Origin of the sequence: Thalassobaculum sp. (genome assembly GCF_040219615.1) — a bacterium.
GTDB lineage: Bacteria > Pseudomonadota > Alphaproteobacteria > Thalassobaculales > Thalassobaculaceae > Thalassobaculum_A.
Genome location: NZ_JAVJSE010000038.1, coordinates 398,106 through 414,622, shown reverse-complemented (window position 1 = coordinate 414,622; position 16,517 = coordinate 398,106). Strand labels below are relative to the sequence as shown.

Sequence of the window (16,517 nt, the reverse complement as noted above, 5' to 3'; positions counted from 1 at the left end):
ATGTCCGCATCACGACTTGCCCTCTCCGCCCAGGATCGCCGGGTCCGGCCATTCGCCGACCCTGTAGGTCTGCAGGATCGCGTGGCTGTTGGTGTCGCGCACCACGTGGAACCAGCGGCGGCAGCCGGCGGCGTGCATCCAGCGCTCGGCGAACGGGCCCTTCGGGTTGTCGCGGAAATACAGGTACTCGGCCCATTCCCGGTCGCTGCAGGCGGCCGGGTCGGCCGGGCGGGCGATGTGGGCCTGGTTGCCGTAGCTGAACTCGGCGTCGTCGCGCGGGCCGCAATACGGGCAGGTTATCAGCATCATGGTCCCGCCCTCCTAGTGCGCCACGCCGGCGGCGCCGTGCTCGTCGATCAGGTAGCCGCCGCTGAACCGCTCCAGGCCGAAGGGGGCCGCGATGGCGTTCGGGCGGCCCTTGGCCATCAGGTCGGCGAACACGTGGCCGGAACCCGGGGTCGCCTTGAAGCCGCCGGTGCCCCAGCCGCAGTTGAAGTACAGGCCCTCCACCGGCGTGGTCGACAGGATCGGCGAGGCGTCCGGGCAGGTGTCGACGATGCCGCCCCAGGTCCGCAGCACCCTGAGGCGCGAGACGATCGGGTACAGCTCGCAGGCGGCGGCCAACTGATGCTCGATGATGTTGAGCGAGCCGCGTTGGGCGTAGGAGTTGTAGCTGTCGGTGCCGGCCCCCAGCACCAGTTCGCCCTTGTCGGACTGGCTGACGTACATGTGCACCGCGTTCGACATCACCACGGTGTCGATCACCGGCTTGATCGGTTCCGACACCAGGGCCTGCAGGGGGCGCGCCTGGATCGGCAGCTTGAACCCGGCCATGGCGGCCAGCACGGCCGAGTGGCCGGCGGCGACGCAGCCGACACGCTTGGAGCGGATGGTACCGCGGCTGGTCTCGACGCCCTCTATCGCGCCTGTGGCGTCCTTCAGGAAGCCGGTGACCTCGCAGCCCTGGATGATGTCGACGCCCAGGTCGTCGGCGGCGCGGGCGTAGCCCCAGGCCACCGCGTCGTGCCGGGCGGTGCCGCCGCGGCGCTGGATGAAGCCGCCCATCACCGGATGGCGGATGCTCTGGTCGGTGTTGATGATCGGCACCAGCTTCTTCACCCCGGCGGTGTCCAGCACCTCGGTGTCGATGCCGTTCAGGCGGATCGCCTCGACCCGGCGGCGCATCTCCTTCAGCTCGTGCTCGGAGTGGGCGAGGGTGATGACGCCGCGCTGGCTGAACATCAGGTTGAAGTTCAGCTCGCCCGTCAGGCCCTCCCAGAGCTTGAGGGCGTGCTCGTAGATCGCCGCCGACTCGTCCCAGAGATAGTTGGAGCGGATGATCGTGGTGTTGCGGCCGGTGTTGCCGCCGCCGATCCAGCCCTTCTCCAGCACCGCCACCTTGCGGATGCCGTGCACCGAGGCGAGGTAGTAGGCGGTCGCCAGGCCGTGGCCGCCGCCGCCGACCACGATGGCGTCGTAGGCGGGCTTCGGCTCCGGATTGCGCCAGGCCGCCTGCCAGTTCTCGTGGTAGCTCAGCGCGTTGCGCGCCAGCGCGAAGATCGAGTAGCGCGGCTTGCCCGTCGGGCCGCGCCGGCGTCCTGCCTCGGCCATGCGGCCTGCTCCCCGGATGCTCTTGGGTATCTCTGGCGCGCACCGTACAACCCGCCGCCGCAGCCGTTTTGCCGGGGGCGACGGATCGACGTCGGTTTCAGGGGGGAGGGGACCGCGGGCGCGTCAGCCGGTGGCGACCCGCGGCACGGTCCACGGGCAGGGGAAGCGGTCGGCCGGGATCCGCCGGACATAGGTGGGATCCAGCCCGTCGCGCCGCAGCAGGTCGTCCAAGTCGGCCGGCGCCGGGTCGATCCGGGCATCGGCGACCGACAGCGCATAGGGGCCGTCGCCGCTGCCGGGCTCGACTGCGATGGTGACCACGAAATGTCCGAAATAGCCGATCTCGCCGGCGCGCAGCGCGACCGGGGTGACGCCGGGGGCCGGGGCGCCGCCGTACTGCAGGCAGCCCCGCTGGCCGTTGCGCGGCTTGTCCCTGGCGAAGCCGGCGGTCGAGCCGAAACTGTGGATCAGGTACCACCCGGGATCGACGTCGCGCCGGTCGAGCTGGACCTTGTCGTAGTCGTCCATCCACATGGTCTGCCGGTAGGCGTTGTCGTTGTACACGGTGGTCCGCGTCATCTGGCCGCTGGCGTCCGGCAGGGCGACGGCGCTGCGGATCGGGGTGATGGCGGTCCCGGTATCGGGCCGGTACTCGGTGATCGTGGCGAGCACGAGAGCCAGCCGCTCGCCGACCTGCGCGGGGCTGATGCCGCCGACCGCCGAAGTGTCGACCTTGACCTCCATGGTCGAGGCCAGGACGGCCTTGCGGGCATTGGGCTGGGTGGGTGCCGGCGCCCCGGCCTGGGACAGGGCGGCATCCTGGCCGCCGGCGGTCACGCAGCCGGACAAAAGGGTGAGGGCAAGGCCAATGAGCAACAGGCGCATCGCGATCAGGCTCCGTCGTCGTCCCCCCGTCGGTCCTGCATCGAGCGATACCCGATCGGCGATGACGAGGCCAGCGTGTTGTCGTCGATTCAGCCGCAGCGCGCGGTCATGCCGCGGCGCCTTCGGCTATCGCCGGCAGCCGCGGGGTCGGTCATCGGGTCACCCGAACGGCGGCGGGGTGCCGTCCGGCAGCTCGACCTCGAAGGCGTTCAGGGTCATCGAGACCAGGCTGTAGTAGCCGAGCACCCCGATCAGGTCGACCAGCCCGCCGAGGCCCAGCACCGAGACCGCCCGGTCGTAGAGATCCTGCGGCAGCCGCTTGTCGGCGGTCATCCCGCGGGCGACGGTGTACACCACCGCCTCGTCGTCGGCCGCGAAGGTCGGCTCGACGCCGGTGCGAATCGCCTCGATCACCGTTTCCGGCAGGCCGCCGTCGCGCGCCAGCGGGGCATGCGCGTACCACTCGAACTCGGCGCCCCAGGCCTTGGCGGTGACCAGGATCGCCAGCTCCGACAGGCGCGGCGGCAGCGAACTCTCGTAGCGGCAGTAGCGCCCCAGCGCCTGTGCCCGGTCGGCCAGCTCGGGCCGCTGCAGCCAGATCGCCAGCGGGCCGCGGACCCGGCCGCGCGGACCGGCGACGATGGTGTCATGGACCCGCCGCTGCTCGGCGGTCAGGGCAACGGGGTCGATCTCGGGGATGCGGCTCATGATCGTCGGCTCCCTTGCGTGGCGGCGTCGAGGGGACCGCACGATAGCCCAGTCGCGGCCGGACCGCCCGCCGATCGATCCCGCCGTTGCCCCGGCCGCCGGTTTCCTCTAGGACAGGGCGCCATTCCACGCCCGACGAAGAGGCTTGCGAGCCCGTGTCCGACACGCAGACCGATCTCGGCCGCCGCGCCCTGCTGCCCGCAGGGCTGCGCGACGTGCTGCCGCCGCATGCCGAGAACGAGGCGCGGCTGATCGAGGTCATGGTGGCGCGCACCGCGACCCATGGCTACGAGCGGGTCAAGCCGCCGCTGATCGAGTTCGAGACCAGCCTGATGGAGGGGCCCGGCGCGGCGTTGTCGTCGCGGGTGTTCCGGCTGATGGATCCGATTTCGCAGCGCATGATGGGCGTGCGCGCCGACATGACGGCGCAGGTCGCGCGGATCGCGTCGACCCGGCTCAAGAACGTGCCGCGGCCGCTGCGGCTCTGTTATGCCGGCGAGGTGCTGCACACCACCGCCGAGCAGGTCAGCCCCGAGCGCGAGATGGTGCAGGTCGGGGCCGAGCTGATCGGCAGCGCCACCGCCGAGGCCGACGCCGAGATCATCCTGGTGGGCATCGAGGCGCTGCGGGCCGCCGGTGTCGAGCGGCTGTCGCTCGACCTGCTGGTGCCGCCGCTGGTGCCGGTCGTGCTGGCCGGACTCGACCTGCCGGCTGCCGAGCTGGCGCGGCTGCGCGCGGCGATCGACCGCAAGGACACGGCCGCCGTCGAGACGCTCGGCGGGCCGGTGGCGCCGGTGCTGACCCGGCTGCTGGCGGCGACCGGGCCCAAGGATGCGGCCCTGGCGGCACTTGCCGGCATCGACCTGCCGGCCGAGGCGCGCGCGGCGCTGGACCGGCTGACCCGGGTCGCCGACCTGGTCGCCGGGTCCGAACCGAAACTCACCATCACCCTCGATCCGGTCGAGAACCGCGGCTTCGAGTATCACACCGGCATCGCCTTCAGCCTGTTCGTGCGCGGCGTGCGCGCCGAGGTCGGGCGCGGCGGCCGCTACCGGCCGAACGGCGACCCGAACGAGACGGCGACCGGTTTCACGCTCTACATGGAGAAGGTGCTGCAGGCCCTGCCGGCACCGCAGCGCCGGTCCGCGGTGTTCGTGCCGCACGGCACGCCGCGCGAGGTCGCGGCGGCGTTGCGCGCCGACGGGCGGGTGACGGTGCAGGGTCTGGAGCCGGTCGAGGATGTCGAGGCCGCGGCCCGCAACCAGCGCTGCGCCGCGGTCTGGACGAATGGCAAGATCATCGCTCTCGGGGAAACCAAGAATCCCGGGGCGTCGGAGGACAAGGCATGAGCAACGTTGCCGTGATCGGCGCCCAGTGGGGCGACGAGGGTAAGGGCAAGATCGTCGACTGGCTGTCGGAGCGTGCCGACGTGGTGGTCCGCTTCCAGGGCGGCCACAACGCTGGGCACACCCTGGTGATCGGCAATCAGGTCTACAAGCTGAGCCTGCTGCCGTCCGGGGTGGTGCGGGGCGGCAAGCTGTCCATCATCGGCAGCGGCGTGGTGGTCGACCCCTGGGCGTTCCTGGACGAGCTGGAGCGGGTCCGCGGCCAGGGCCTGGACCTGCGGCCCAAGGACCTGCTGATCGCCGAGACCGCGGCGCTGATCCTGCCGGTGCACCGCCGGCTCGACCAGGCCCGCGAGGCCGCCCGCGGCGACGGCAAGATCGGAACGACCGGGCGCGGCATCGGCCCGGCCTACGAGGACAAGGTCGGCCGGCGGGCGGTCCGGGTTGCCGATCTCGCCGAGCCGGAGACGCTGAAGGCCAAGATCGAGTACCTGGCGGAACATCACAACGCCTACCTGCGCGGCCTCGGCGAGGCCGAGATCGACCCGGTCGAGCTGCTGGCGTCGCTGACCGAGATCGCCCCGAAGATCCTGCCGTTCGCCGGCCGGGTCTGGGAGCGGCTGGAGCAGGCCCGTGTCGCCAACAAGCGGATCCTGTTCGAGGGTGCCCAGGCGGTCATGCTGGACGTCGACTACGGCACCTACCCCTACGTCACGTCGTCGAACACCGTCGCCGGCCAGGCCGCCACGGGGTCGGGCATGGGGCCGACCAACATCGGCTACGTGCTGGGGATCTGCAAAGCCTACACCACCCGCGTCGGCTCCGGGCCGTTCCCGACCGAGCTGACCGACGAGATCGGCGCGACCCTCGGCGAGCGCGGCCGGGAGTTCGGCGTGGTCACCGGCCGCAAGCGCCGCTGCGGCTGGTTCGACGCGGTGATGGTCCGCCAGGCGATCAAGACCGGCGGCATCAACGGCATCGCGCTGACCAAGCTCGACGTGCTGGACGGCTTCGAGACCATCAAGGTATGCACCAGCTACCGGCTGGACGGCCAGGAGCTCGACTACCTGCCGGCCGGGCAGGCCGCCCAGGCCCGTGTCGAGCCGGTCTACGAGACCATCGAGGGCTGGCAGGACAGCACCAAGGGCGCGCGGTCCTGGGCGCAGCTCCCGGCCAGCGCGGTGAAGTATATCCGCCGCATCGAGGAGCTGATCGAGGCGCCGGTCGCCCTGCTGTCCACCAGCCCCGACCGCGACGACACCATCCTGGTGCGCGACCCGTTCGCCTCCGGCCTCTGAACGGGCCGGTCAGCCCTGCTTGACGCGGGCGGCCAGGCTGTCCAGCGCCTTGTCGGTCTGATCGGCCGTGCAGCCGCTGCCGTCGGCGACGCGCCCGCGCAGCACCCGGCGCTTGAACGAGCTGTCGAGGATCTCGCGGATCTCGGCGTCGCTCTTGCCGTCCTTCGACATGCGCTCATGCAGGGTCTGGGACAGCTTGTCCGGGCTGCACTTGGCCTCGGTCTGGGCGCCGGCGTTCGAGCCGATGGCCAGGACCGCGGCGGTCAGGACGGCGGCGATCCCGGTCTGGACGTGACGCATGGGGTTTCCTCTGCCAGTGGCGATCAATCCGCCTGCCGTAGCATCCGCGCGCGGCAGCGGCAATCGGCCATTGGAGGGGCTTGCACCATCGGCGGTCGTGCTAGACTTTCGGCGTCGGTTCACCGGAGCGGGTCATGGCCGAGCGCGTCGTCATCAAGGAGCGGGTCGAGGTCGATCCCGACCGGCCGTTGCCGCAGTTCGACATGCCGAACGCCAAGGCCTATGCGGCGATGGCCCGCCGTGAGGAGCACGGCGACCTGATCGCCTATGTCTGCGAGGCCCGGGTCCCGTACCGGCACAGCGACGTCGAGGCGATCCGCGGCCTGTCGACCGGCGCGATGATGCGGTTCGTGGAGTGGGGCGTCGCCGCCTGGGCGCCGGCCCGGCGCCGGCTGCCGATCCTGATCTACGAGCGCCCGCAGGGCGGTCGCGTGGCGCAGGCGACCACCGACGTGCTCGAGCCGATGAGCGACGAGCGGATCGTGCGCGGCTTCATCACGCCGGCGATCGCCGTGCTGCGGGACCTGTCGACGCGCGGCGTGCCGCATCGTGCCGTCCGCCCGGACAACCTGTACTTCTCCGACCCGGCGAAGAAGCTCGTGATCCTCGGGGAATGCCTGACGGCGCCCCCGGGGCTGCACAATCCGGCGTTCAGCGAGACCCTCGAGCAGGCCATGGCCGAGCCGTCGGCGCGCGGCCGCGGCGGAATCGCCGAGGATCTCTATTCGCTCGGGGTCTGCGTCATCTTCCTGCTGCTCGGCCGCAATCCGGTCCACGAACTCGGGGCCACGGAGATGATCGAACGCAAGATCAGCCTCGGGTCCTATGCGGCGCTGACCGGCGGCGCGCGCATCCAGATGAACATGATGGAATTGCTGCGCGGCCTGCTGTCCGACGACGCGCGCGAGCGCTGGTCGGTCCGCGAGGTCGAGCTGTGGATCGGCGGCCGGCGGTTGACCCCGAAGCAGGCCAAGCTGCCGGCCAAGGCGGCGAGGCCGATGACCATCGCGGGCCGCGACTACGAGAACGTCCGCTCTGTCGCCGAGGCCCTCGGACGCAACTGGCTGACGTCCGGCGAGGTGGTGCGGGGGCACGATTTCGACAACTGGCTGCGGCGCAGCCTGAGCGACGAGAAGGTGGTCGAGAACGTCGGCAAGGTGGTCGGCAGCCAGGCCGCCATCCAGAACGCGTCGGAAGCCGAGACGCCGCGCCTGGTGACCCGTGCCTGCATGGCGCTCGACCCGGGCGCCCCGATCCGCCACAAGGGCTTCGCGGCGCATATCGACGGGGTCGGGGCGGCGCTGGCCCTGGACTTCGAGCGCGAAGACGTCCGGCAGAAGGTCGCCGACTTCATCAACGGCCGTTTCGTCGGCCTGTGGATGTCGCTGCAGGCACGCACGCGCTCGGACCTGAGCGAGCTGTATTCGCTGTACGACAAGCTCCCGCTGATCCTGAACCAGACCGGGCCGGGGTTCGGAATGGAGCGCGTGCTCTACGAGCTGAACGACCACATCCACTGCCGAAGCCCGCTGATCGAGCACCTGTACGTCACCCGGGTGGAGGAGCTGGTGCCGGCCCTGGAGCGGGTGGCGGCCTCGAAGGACCGCACCGGCCGGCCGATGGACCGGCACATCGCGGCGTTCGCGGTGGCGCGCTCGCCGGACGTCGACGAACGATTCGTGCGGCCGCTGTCCGGCGCCGACAATTCCGGCACCGATCACATCCTGGCGGCGCTTACCCTGCTGGCCCGGGTCCAGGCGATGACCAAGAACGGCCCGGCCCCGAACCTCGCGGCCTGGTTCGTCGACCTGATGAAGTCGGCGATCAACGGGTTCCACAATCTCAAGCAGCGCAAGGCCATCGAGCAGAGCATATCGCGTGCCGCCGAGACCGGGCTGCTGATCGAACTGCAGAACATCTACGGCGACACCAAGTCGGTGCAGCGCGACCAGCAGGGCTATGCCCGGGCCCAGCAGGAGCACCAGCACTGCGGCGCGCAGATCCAGCAGTTGAGCATCGAGCTGCAGAACCGCGACCACATGGCGACCGAACTCGGCGAACAGGTTGCCGCGGTCACATCCGGTGTGGTCGGAAGCGTCGGGTCGACCGCGGTCATCATCCTGTTCATGCTATAGCAATGACGTCCGGCCTGTTTTCCTGTCAGCGACCGACCATGCCAGCATCGCCATGACCACCACCTCGGCCAGCACTGCCGCCACGCGCACGATATTCGGCCTGATCGTGGCCGTGGTCGGGCTGTTCACCCTGCCGACCATCCTGATCCTGGGGCTCGGCATGCTGCCGACCGTCGGGGCGATGATCTCGGACCGCCGCAAGGAGAAGTACGCGACGCTTTGCGTGGGCGCGATGAACTTCACCGGGGTGCTGCCGTTCATGATCACGCTGTGGACCGAGGACCACTCCTACGAGCGGGCCTTCCAGATCATCGCCGACCCGTTCACCTGGCTGGTGATGTACGGGGCGGCCGCGATCGGATGGTCGATCTACTTCGTGGCGCCCAGCATCGTCGGCATGTTCATCGGCATGCGCACGGAACAGCGGATCCAGCGCCTGCGGCGGCGCCAGCGCGACCTGGTCGAGGAGTGGGGCCCGGGCGTCGCCGGCGGCCGTCGCGACGAAGAGGACACCAAGCCGGCCACCGGCCGGCCCGGCCGCGGCCAGTGAAGCCAGTGAAGCCAGTGGCCGGTGAAGCCAGTGGCCGGTGACGCCAGGCGAGGGGAAGCCGCGGTCAGCGGTTCTCCTGCACCAGCTTCTCCTCGATGGCGGCGTTGCGGATCGCCTTCTGCAGCTTCTCGAACGCCCGGACCTCGATCTGCCGCACCCGCTCGCGGCTGATGTCGTATTCCTGGCTCAGGTCCTCGAGCGTCGTCGGATTGTCGCGCAGCCGACGCTCGGTGAGGATGTGGCGCTCGCGGTCGTTCAGCGTCTCCATGGCGCTGTTCAGCAGGCGTCGCCGCTTCGACAGTTCCTCGTCCTCGGCGAACCGGCTCTCCTGGTTCTGGCCCTCGTCGACCAGCCAGTCCTGCCACTCGCCCTCGCCGTCCTGGCGCAGCGGTGCGTTGAGCGAATGGTCGGGGCTCTGCAGGCGGCGGTTCATCGAGACCACGTCGGCCTCCGAGACCTCGAGCTTCTCGGCGATCGCCTTGACCCGCTCGGGCGACAGGTCGCCGTCCTCGATCGCCTGCATCTGGCCCTTCAGCCGCCGCAGGTTGAAGAACAGCTTCTTCTGCGCCGCGGTGGTGCCCATCTTCACCAGCGACCAGGAATGCAGGATGTATTCCTGAATCGAGGCACGGATCCACCACATCGCGTAGGTCGCGAGCCGGAACCCGCGCTCCGGGTCGAAGCGCTTGACCGCCTGCATCATGCCGACGTTGCCCTCCGAGATCAGCTCGGCAAGCGGCAGGCCGTAGCCCCGGTAGCCCATGGCGATCTTGGCGACCAGCCGCAGATGGCTGGTCACCAGCTTGTGGGCGGACTCGACGTCGTCGTGCTCGCGCCACGACTTGGCGAGGACATACTCCTCCCCCGGCTCCAGCATCGGAAATTTCCGGATTTCCTGGAGGTAGCGGGAGAGGTTTCCCTCGACACTGATCGCCGGAAGACTCGCGCGTGGAGCCGCCATCTCATCTGGTCCCTGTCTGTCCTAGAAAGCCTTGTGCGCCGCCTTTGTGGTGAAAATAGGACCAGCGAGGTCTGATTTAAAGAGGGGCATGCTGCCCGGCACCCTCCAGGCCGCCCAGAAGATCGGCAAGATCCGCTGGGAGAGGGCTCTCGAAGCGCAGGGTCTCGCCGCTGACGGGGTGTATGAACCCGAGCACGGCCGCGTGCAGCGCTTGCCGGCCGAAGCCGCGCAGCCGGTCCTTTGCCGACTCGGGAATTCCGCCCAGGCGGGCGGTTCGGCCGCGGCCATAGACCGGGTCGCCGACCAGCGGATGCCCGACATGGGCCAGATGGACGCGGATCTGATGGGTGCGGCCGGTCTCCAGACGGCATTCCAGAAGGGCGGCGGCGTCGCCGAACCGGCGGAGCGTGCGGTAGCGCGTGACCGCCGGCTTGCCGGATCCCTCGGGCCGCACCGCCATGCGCACCCGGTCCCGCGGATGCCGGCCGATCGCACCCTCGATCCGGCCGGCCGGCGGCACCGGCACGCCCCAGCAGATCGCCCGGTAGACCCGCTCGATGGTGTGCTCGGCGAACAGCCGGGCGAGCGCGTGGTGCGCGGCGTCGTTTTTCGCGACCACCAGCAGGCCGCTGGTATCCTTGTCGATGCGGTGCACGATGCCCGGCCGCCGGACGCCGCCGATCCCGGACAGGCTGTCGCCGCAATGCGCGATCAGCGCGTTCACCAGGGTGCCGTCGGGGGCGCCCGGGGCCGGATGCACGGTCATGCCGGCCGGCTTGTCGATCACGATCAGCGCCGCGTCCTCGTACACCACCGTCAGCGGAAGGTCCTGCGCCTCCGGTTCGGCCGGCGCCGCCGGCGGCACCACGATCCGGTAGCGGGCACCCGGTTTGACCGAATCCGAGGGGTCGGATATGGTCGCGCCGTCGGCGCTGACCTGACCGTCCAGTATGAGTGATTTCAATCGGTTGCGGGACAGCGGCGGGACGTCGTCGCGGGCGCCGAGGCTGTGCGCCAGCCAGCGGTCGATCCGGTCGCCCGGCTGCGCGGCGAGCGCCTCCGGCGAGGCGTCGACGATGACCACGGACGAAACTGCAGTCTCGCCCGGAAGCGGGCACGAGGGATCGGAAATCATGGCCGGCACCATAGGGCAAGGCGGAACCCCGGAGAAGCGGCCGGTGGTGCCGTATCTCGGGGCGGTCAAGGTGGCGGCGGCGGTGATGGCCATCATGATCGTGGTCGGCATCGGCGTGCTCGGCGTGACCGTCGCCAAGCGGGTCGGCGGGGCCGGCGACAAGGAGGCCGGGGCCCAGCCCGCCGTGGCGGTCGCGGCGGCACCGCCGACGGCGTTCGGCGAGATCGCGCTGCAGCTGCCGCCGCGGGCCCGAATCCTCGACATGACCATGGACCAGCGCCGGCTGGTGCTGCACCTGCAGCTCGCCGGCCGCGACAAGGCGCTGATGGTGGTCGACCTGGAGAACGGCCGCCGGCTCGGCCTGATCCGGCTGGAGCCGGACCCGCTGCAGCCGTGAGGTCGCCATTCCCCGGGGTCAGGTAAGCAGCGCCCAGAACCCCTCGAAGGTGTAGCCGGCGGCCAGCGAGCCGGCGACGGCGAGCGCCACGAACAGGACCGCGGTCGACGCCCGCAGGACCGGGACGACCGCCAGCACGCCCCAGATGCTGACCGCGCTGCCGGCGACCAGGAAGCCGAGCGCGGCGCCGGGGGCCATGCCGAGTTCCAGCAGGCCGCGCACCAGCGGCAGTGCCGCGTAGCCGTCGAGATAGAGTGGCGCCCCGACCGTGACCGCTACGGGGATGGCGTAGGGCGATCCGCTCCCGACGGCCGAGGCGATCATGTCCGGCGGCAGCAGATCGCGCAGCAGGTGTTCGGCGGCGAAGGCCCCGGCCAGGCAGAGCGTGACCAGCCGGGCCATCCACAGCAGTTCGGCCCGGAACACGCGCATCCGCGCCGGGTCCCGCCAGATCCGGGGACCGTAGCCGGGCGCCGAGCCGGTGCGGCAGGCGGGGTGGGCGGCGCCCCGGCGCGCGCGCAGCGGGTGCCGGACCATGTCGGTCGCGCCGAAGGCCGCCGTTCCGGCGCCGGCCAGCAACCCGAGGGCGAAGGCAGCCACGGTCTTGCCGACGGCGAAGGCGGGACCGAGCACCGCCCAGGTCGCCGCGAACAGTCCCGGATCGGTAACCGGCGACGACAGCCAGAACGCCATGATCGGGGCGAGCGGCACGCCGGCCGCCAGGAAGCCGGTCATCAGCGGCAGGACGGTGGCGCCGCAGACCGGGGTGACGGCGCCGATCGCCGATGCGATGACGACCACGGTCGCCGGATTGCCCCGGAACAGTCGCGCGGTCACGTCGCCGACGCCGCTCGCCGTCACCCATGCCGCCAGCAGGAGCCCGACGCCGACGACCGGCGCGACCTCGAGGAGACCCCGGACAACGAAGGCCAGGGTCTCGGCCGCGGCGGTCGGCGACGATGCCACGGCCGCCGCCGCCAGGGCGGCACCGGCGGCGAGGATCGGGCGTCGGCGAAGCTGCTGCAGCGCGGACATCATGGGGTCATCCTCCGATGACCGTCATACCGCCACCGCTTTCATGCGCAAATCGTATAGCTTAAATATCAGCCATGAGTTTGATCGATAGACGTGGTGGCCATCTGGACAGCGACCTGTTGCGCACCTTCCTTGCCGTGCTCGAGGCGGGCAGCGTCAGCGGCGGCGCGACCCGTCTCCTGCGGACCCAGTCTGCCGTCAGCCTGCAGGTGCAGAAGCTGGAAGACACGGTCGGTCAGCGCCTGTTCCGGCGCCACGGCCGAGGGGTGTCGCTGACCGCCGCCGGCGAGCAGCTGCTGCCGGTCGCGCGCCGGGTGGTCGACACCCTCGACCGGACCATGACCGCCTTGCGCGGCGGCCAGGGGGCGTCGGAGATCCGTTTCGGCGTCCCCGAGGAATACGGCGACACGATGCTGCCCGGGATCCTGGCGGCGTTCACGCGACGCCGGCCGGATGCCCGCTTGTTCCTACGGTGCGGTTCGAGTGCCGAGTTCCCCCGGATGCTGGCCGCCGGCGACCTGGATCTCGCCCTGCACTCGCCGGAACAGGTCTCGGCCGGCGACCGTATCGTCCACCGGGAAGCCGCCGTGTGGGCCGGGTCGGTTCTGCACGACGCCGAGGGCCGGCGACCGCTGCCGCTCGCCCTGTTCGACAAGAGCTGCTGGTGGCGCGAGCGCTGCCTGGACCTGCTGGGGCGATCGGAACTGGACCACCGAGTCGTCTGCACCAGCGAGAGCGTCGCCGGGATCCGGGCCGCCATCGCCGCCGGGGTCGCCGTCGGCGTGCTGCCGCGCAGCGCGCTGACCGACGGGCTGCGGCCGCTGGCGGACGGGGTACTCCCGGCCCTCGGCGACACCGACCTCGTGCTCACCCGCTCCGCGGGCGCGCCGGCCGGGGTGACGGACCAGCTGGCGGCGATCGTGTCGGCGGCGTTCGCGCCCGGCGGCCTTCCCCGGGCGTAGGTGCGCCGGGCAGCGAGCGGGGCGGACTGCGACCCGGGCCCTGCGATCTTCACCTGGGCCCGCAGGATCGCTATCGTCCGACGACCGTTCCCCGCCTCGGACTTCCCCGATGCCCGACATCGTCATCACCGAGTTCATGGACGCGCCCAGCGTGGCGCGGCTCGCCGAGCGTTTCGACACCGTCTACGACCCCGGCCTGGCCGAGCGGGCGGAGCGCATCCCGCGGCTGCTGGCGCGCGCCCGGGCCCTGGTGGTCCGCAACCGGACCAGCGTGACCGACGAACTGCTGGCGGAGGCGCCGCGGCTGCGGATCGTCGGGCGGCTCGGCGTCAATCTCGACAACATCGACCTGGCAGCGGCCGAGGCGCGCGGCGTGACGGTGGTGCCTGCGGTCGGTACCGGCGACGACTCGGTGGCCGAATACGTGGTCGCCATGGTCCTGCACCTGCTGCGCGGTGCCTTCGCGGCAACCGGCGAGGTCGCGGGCGGCGCCTGGCCGCGGACCCGGCTGATCGGCCGCGAAGCGTCCGGCAAGACCCTGGGGCTGGTCGGCTACGGCGCGGTCGCCCGCAAGACCGCGGCGCGGGCTCGCGCGCTCGGCATGACGATCGCCGCCTTCGACCCGTTCGTGCCGGCGGGCGACCCGGCCTGGGGCGATGCGACCCGGGCCGAGACCCTGCCAGCGCTGCTGGCCGCGGCCGACGCCGTCTCCCTGCATGTCCCGCTGACCGAGGCGACCCGCCATCTGGTCGATGCCGCCGCGCTGTCGGCCATGCGGCCAGACGCGGTGCTGATCAATGCCGCGCGTGGCGGCGTGGTGGATGAAGCCGCCCTGGCCGGGGCCCTGCGCGCCGGGGCCATCGCCGGCGCCGCCCTCGACGTGTTCGAGGTCGAGCCGCTCCCGCGATCGGCGGGGGCGGTGTTCGCGGATTGCCCGAATCTCGTCCTCACCCCGCATATCGCGGGCGTGACGGAGGAGAGCAACGCCCGCATCGGCGCGATGATCGCCGATGCGGTGATTTCCAGCCTGGAAGGGAATGCTTGATGAGCGGCGTCGAAAAGTCCTGGGAACCGGAGGCGCCCGGGGCGCTCGACGGGGTCCGCGTGCTGGACCTGTCGCGTCTGGTCGCCGGCAATGCGGTGACCCACGTCCTCGCGGACCATGGCGCCGAGGTGATCAAGATCGAGAAGCCGAAGGTCGGCGACGACCTGCGGAACTGGAAGACCGAGGGCGTGTCGACGCACTGGAAGGTCTACTGCCGCAACAAGAAGAGCGTCACCCTGGACTTCCGTCATCCGAGGGCGGTCGACCTGATGCTGGATCTGGCGGCGACGTCGCGGGTGCTGGTCGAGAACTTCAAGCCCGGCACGCTCGAGGCCATGGGCATCGGGCCGGACGTGCTGCACGCCCGCAACCCGGACCTGATCGTGGTGCGCATCTCAGGCTGGGGCCAGGACGGCATGTGGGCGCACAAGCCGGGCTTCGGCAGCCTGGTCGAGGCGATGAGCGGGTTCGCCGCCATGAACGGCTTCGGCGACCGGCCGCCGGTGCTGCCGCCGCTGGCGCTCGCCGACATGATCGCCGGCCTGTACGGCGCGTTCTCGGTGATGGTGGCGATCCGCGAGATCGAGGCCAAGGGCGGGCGCGGCCAGGTGATCGACCTGCCGCTGTTCGACCCGATCCATTCGGTGCTCGGCCCGATCGTCGCCAACTACGACCTGTCCGGGCGGGTGCCCGAGCGGCTCGGCTCGCTGTCCAACCAGACCGCACCGCGCAACGTCTACCGGTGCAACGACGGCAAGTACGTGGCCCTCAGCGGCTCGATGCAGGCCATGGCCGAGCGGCTGTTCCGGACCATCGGCCGGCCGGAGCTGATCGACGATCCGCGTTTCCGCACCAATACCGACCGGGTGCGCAACAACCACGAGCTCGACCCGATCGTCGCTGCGTTCATGGCCGAACGCACCCAGGAGGAGTGCCTGGCGATCTTCGAGAAGGCCGGGGTGACGGTCGGGGCGGTCGCCGACGTGGCCCAGCTCGCCGAGCACCCGTACCCGCTCGACCGCGAGGTGATCGTCTCGCTGCCGGACGCCGATACCGGCCGGCTGGCCATGCACAACGTCATCCCGCGGCTCTCGGAGACTCCGGGACGGCTGCGCCGGCCGGCGCCGGAGCTGGGCGAGCACAACGACGAGATCTGGCGGGGGCTGGGGCACGACCCGGCGGCGCTGGCGGCGGAAGGAGCACTGTGATGACGGGCGAGGCGAGGACAATGGCCGGACGGGGCGAGCCGCCGCTGTGGCGGTCTCTGCTGTATGTGCCGGCGACCGCCGAGCGGTTCGTCGCCAAGGCGGCGGGCCGCGGCGCCGACGGGGTGATCCTGGATCTCGAGGACTCGATCCCGCCGGACGGCAAGGCGGCGGCGCGCGCGGCGCTGGCGACGGCGGTGCCGACCGTGGCGGCCGGCGGCGGCGAGCTGCTGGTGCGCATCAACCGGCCTTGGCGGCTGGCGCTGCCGGACCTGGAGGCATCGGTGGTCGCCGGGGTGACCGGCCTGTGCCTGCCGAAGGTCGACTCGCGCCATCACCTCGTCGAGATCGACCAGGTGGTCGGCGAGCTGGAGGCCGAGCGCGGCCTGCCGGTCGGCGGGATCCGGTTCTGCGTGCTGGTCGAGACCGCCCAGGGCATCGCCGAGGTCCGCGAGATCGCCAAGGGCCCGAGGGTCGCCGGGATCGTCGCCGGCGGCGAGGACCTGGCGGCCGACCTGGGCCTGCCGGAACCCGATCCGGAGATGCTGGCGCCCTACGAGGCGGCGGTCCGGCTGGCGGCGCGCGAGGCCGGGGTGATGCCGATCGGCTATCCGGGCTCGATCGCCGAGTTCACCGACCTGGAGCTGTTCCGGCGCTGCGCCGAGGCCGGCCGGCGGGCCGGGTCGGAGGGTGGCATGGCGATCCATCCGGCGCAGGTGCCGGTGCTGAACGCCGCCTTTGCGCCCAGCGCGGCCGAGGTCGCCCATGCCGAGGGCCTGCTCGCGGCGTTCGAGTCGGCGCTGGCCGCCGGCCTGGGGGCGGTCGCGTATGAGGGCAGGATGATCGACAAGCCGATCGTCGACCGGGCCCGCCGGGTCCTGGCTGCCCGCGACCGGATCGCGGCCCGCCGATCCTGATCGCGGAGACCGGCTTCGGTACGGTTG

General features: G+C 71.3%; 17 protein-coding genes. 9 read left to right on the top strand and 8 right to left on the bottom strand.

Going from position 1 to position 16,517, the window contains the following annotated elements; genetic code table 11:
- Positions 1-9: 9 nt before the first annotated feature.
- The 4 genes from RIC31_RS20740 to RIC31_RS20725 all read right to left on the bottom strand — a co-directional run bounded on the left by RIC31_RS20740 (position 10) and on the right by RIC31_RS20725 (position 3,204).
- Positions 10-309 carry a sarcosine oxidase subunit delta gene (locus RIC31_RS20740; protein WP_350112196.1) on the bottom strand — a complete coding sequence of 100 codons (300 nt, stop codon included), beginning with the start codon at positions 307-309 and terminating at the stop codon, positions 10-12.
- A gap of 12 nt (positions 310-321) precedes the next feature.
- Positions 322-1,611: a sarcosine oxidase subunit beta family protein gene (locus RIC31_RS20735; RefSeq protein ID WP_350112193.1), complete on the bottom strand. Its 1,290-nt coding sequence runs from the start codon at positions 1,609-1,611 to the stop codon at positions 322-324.
- Between the two features lie 123 nt (positions 1,612-1,734).
- Entirely contained in the window at positions 1,735-2,496 is a 762-nt protein-coding gene (locus RIC31_RS20730; RefSeq protein WP_350112190.1) for a hypothetical protein, read from the bottom strand.
- Positions 2,497-2,655: 159 nt separating this feature from the next.
- The gene (locus RIC31_RS20725) at positions 2,656-3,204 is read right to left on the bottom strand and encodes a carboxymuconolactone decarboxylase family protein (protein ID WP_350112187.1); all 549 of its coding nucleotides are present in this window, start codon (positions 3,202-3,204) and stop codon (positions 2,656-2,658) included.
- A 155-nt stretch (positions 3,205-3,359) separates the two neighbouring features.
- Between RIC31_RS20725 and RIC31_RS20720 the strand changes: the two genes are divergently transcribed.
- Complete coding sequence (locus RIC31_RS20720) at positions 3,360-4,553, top strand: ATP phosphoribosyltransferase regulatory subunit (RefSeq protein ID WP_350112184.1); 1,194 nt, start codon at positions 3,360-3,362, stop codon at positions 4,551-4,553.
- A complete protein-coding gene (locus tag RIC31_RS20715) occupies positions 4,550-5,848 on the top strand; it encodes an adenylosuccinate synthase (protein ID WP_350112181.1) in 1,299 nt (432 codons plus the stop codon). Before RIC31_RS20720 ends, RIC31_RS20715 begins: the two co-directional genes overlap by 4 nt.
- Positions 5,849-5,857: 9 nt before the next feature.
- Here the strand turns inward: RIC31_RS20715 and RIC31_RS20710 are convergent, their stop codons facing one another.
- Positions 5,858-6,148, bottom strand: coding sequence for a hypothetical protein (locus RIC31_RS20710; RefSeq protein ID WP_350112179.1), 291 nt, complete (start codon positions 6,146-6,148; stop codon positions 5,858-5,860).
- A gap of 134 nt (positions 6,149-6,282) precedes the next feature.
- On the opposite strand from RIC31_RS20710, the gene RIC31_RS20705 reads away from it, so the two are divergent.
- Positions 6,283-8,283, top strand: a complete 2,001-nt coding sequence (locus tag RIC31_RS20705; protein WP_350112177.1) for a hypothetical protein — start codon at positions 6,283-6,285, stop codon at positions 8,281-8,283.
- A 52-nt stretch (positions 8,284-8,335) separates the two neighbouring features.
- Complete coding sequence (locus tag RIC31_RS20700; protein WP_350112174.1) at positions 8,336-8,833, top strand: hypothetical protein; 498 nt, start codon at positions 8,336-8,338, stop codon at positions 8,831-8,833.
- Positions 8,834-8,897: 64 nt separating this feature from the next.
- On the opposite strand, the gene rpoH is transcribed toward RIC31_RS20700, so the two are convergent.
- Positions 8,898-9,794 (bottom strand): RNA polymerase sigma factor RpoH, encoded by an 897-nt coding sequence (gene rpoH / locus RIC31_RS20695; protein WP_350112172.1) that lies wholly within the window; start codon positions 9,792-9,794, stop codon positions 8,898-8,900.
- 76 nt (positions 9,795-9,870) lie between these two features.
- Positions 9,871-10,878, bottom strand: coding sequence for an RluA family pseudouridine synthase (locus RIC31_RS20690; RefSeq protein ID WP_502990137.1), 1,008 nt, complete (start codon positions 10,876-10,878; stop codon positions 9,871-9,873).
- Between the two features lie 49 nt (positions 10,879-10,927).
- Here RIC31_RS20690 and RIC31_RS20685 point away from each other — a divergent pair, with 49 nt between their 5' ends.
- A complete protein-coding gene (locus RIC31_RS20685) occupies positions 10,928-11,326 on the top strand; it encodes a hypothetical protein (RefSeq protein ID WP_350112166.1) in 399 nt (132 codons plus the stop codon).
- An 18-nt stretch (positions 11,327-11,344) separates the two neighbouring features.
- Here the strand turns inward: RIC31_RS20685 and RIC31_RS20680 are convergent, their stop codons facing one another.
- A complete protein-coding gene (locus RIC31_RS20680) occupies positions 11,345-12,364 on the bottom strand; it encodes a permease (RefSeq protein ID WP_350112163.1) in 1,020 nt (339 codons plus the stop codon).
- 71 nt (positions 12,365-12,435) lie between these two features.
- Here RIC31_RS20680 and RIC31_RS20675 point away from each other — a divergent pair, with 71 nt between their 5' ends.
- The 4 genes from RIC31_RS20675 (at position 12,436) to RIC31_RS20660 (ending at position 16,490) form a co-directional block, all read left to right on the top strand.
- Positions 12,436-13,323: a LysR family transcriptional regulator gene (locus tag RIC31_RS20675; RefSeq protein ID WP_350112160.1), complete on the top strand. Its 888-nt coding sequence runs from the start codon at positions 12,436-12,438 to the stop codon at positions 13,321-13,323.
- A 109-nt stretch (positions 13,324-13,432) separates the two neighbouring features.
- A complete protein-coding gene (locus tag RIC31_RS20670; RefSeq protein ID WP_350112157.1) occupies positions 13,433-14,368 on the top strand; it encodes an NAD(P)-dependent oxidoreductase in 936 nt (311 codons plus the stop codon).
- Positions 14,368-15,576: a CaiB/BaiF CoA transferase family protein gene (locus tag RIC31_RS20665; protein WP_350112154.1), complete on the top strand. Its 1,209-nt coding sequence runs from the start codon at positions 14,368-14,370 to the stop codon at positions 15,574-15,576. Before RIC31_RS20670 ends, RIC31_RS20665 begins: the two co-directional genes overlap by 1 nt.
- 20 nt (positions 15,577-15,596) lie before the next feature.
- Positions 15,597-16,490: an HpcH/HpaI aldolase/citrate lyase family protein gene (locus RIC31_RS20660; RefSeq protein WP_350112151.1), complete on the top strand. Its 894-nt coding sequence runs from the start codon at positions 15,597-15,599 to the stop codon at positions 16,488-16,490.
- Positions 16,491-16,517 lie beyond the last annotated feature (27 nt).

Excerpts from the sequence above, each read along its gene's own strand:
- RIC31_RS20740 (WP_350112196.1), bottom strand. The coding sequence starts at position 309 with ATGATGCTGATAACCTGCCCGTATTGCGGCCCGCGCGACGACGCCGAG.
- RIC31_RS20735 (WP_350112193.1), bottom strand. The coding sequence starts at position 1,611 with ATGGCCGAGGCAGGACGCCGGCGCGGCCCGACGGGCAAGCCGCGCTAC.
- RIC31_RS20730 (WP_350112190.1), bottom strand. The coding sequence starts at position 2,496 with ATGCGCCTGTTGCTCATTGGCCTTGCCCTCACCCTTTTGTCCGGCTGC.
- RIC31_RS20725 (WP_350112187.1), bottom strand. The coding sequence starts at position 3,204 with ATGAGCCGCATCCCCGAGATCGACCCCGTTGCCCTGACCGCCGAGCAG.
- RIC31_RS20715 (WP_350112181.1), top strand. The coding sequence starts at position 4,550 with ATGAGCAACGTTGCCGTGATCGGCGCCCAGTGGGGCGACGAGGGTAAG.
- RIC31_RS20710 (WP_350112179.1), bottom strand. The coding sequence starts at position 6,148 with ATGCGTCACGTCCAGACCGGGATCGCCGCCGTCCTGACCGCCGCGGTC.
- RIC31_RS20705 (WP_350112177.1), top strand. The coding sequence starts at position 6,283 with ATGGCCGAGCGCGTCGTCATCAAGGAGCGGGTCGAGGTCGATCCCGAC.
- RIC31_RS20700 (WP_350112174.1), top strand. The coding sequence starts at position 8,336 with ATGACCACCACCTCGGCCAGCACTGCCGCCACGCGCACGATATTCGGC.
- rpoH (WP_350112172.1), bottom strand. The coding sequence starts at position 9,794 with ATGGCGGCTCCACGCGCGAGTCTTCCGGCGATCAGTGTCGAGGGAAAC.
- RIC31_RS20685 (WP_350112166.1), top strand. The coding sequence starts at position 10,928 with ATGGCCGGCACCATAGGGCAAGGCGGAACCCCGGAGAAGCGGCCGGTG.
- RIC31_RS20680 (WP_350112163.1), bottom strand. The coding sequence starts at position 12,364 with ATGATGTCCGCGCTGCAGCAGCTTCGCCGACGCCCGATCCTCGCCGCC.
- RIC31_RS20675 (WP_350112160.1), top strand. The coding sequence starts at position 12,436 with ATGAGTTTGATCGATAGACGTGGTGGCCATCTGGACAGCGACCTGTTG.
- RIC31_RS20670 (WP_350112157.1), top strand. The coding sequence starts at position 13,433 with ATGCCCGACATCGTCATCACCGAGTTCATGGACGCGCCCAGCGTGGCG.
- RIC31_RS20665 (WP_350112154.1), top strand. The coding sequence starts at position 14,368 with ATGAGCGGCGTCGAAAAGTCCTGGGAACCGGAGGCGCCCGGGGCGCTC.
- RIC31_RS20660 (WP_350112151.1), top strand. The coding sequence starts at position 15,597 with ATGGCCGGACGGGGCGAGCCGCCGCTGTGGCGGTCTCTGCTGTATGTG.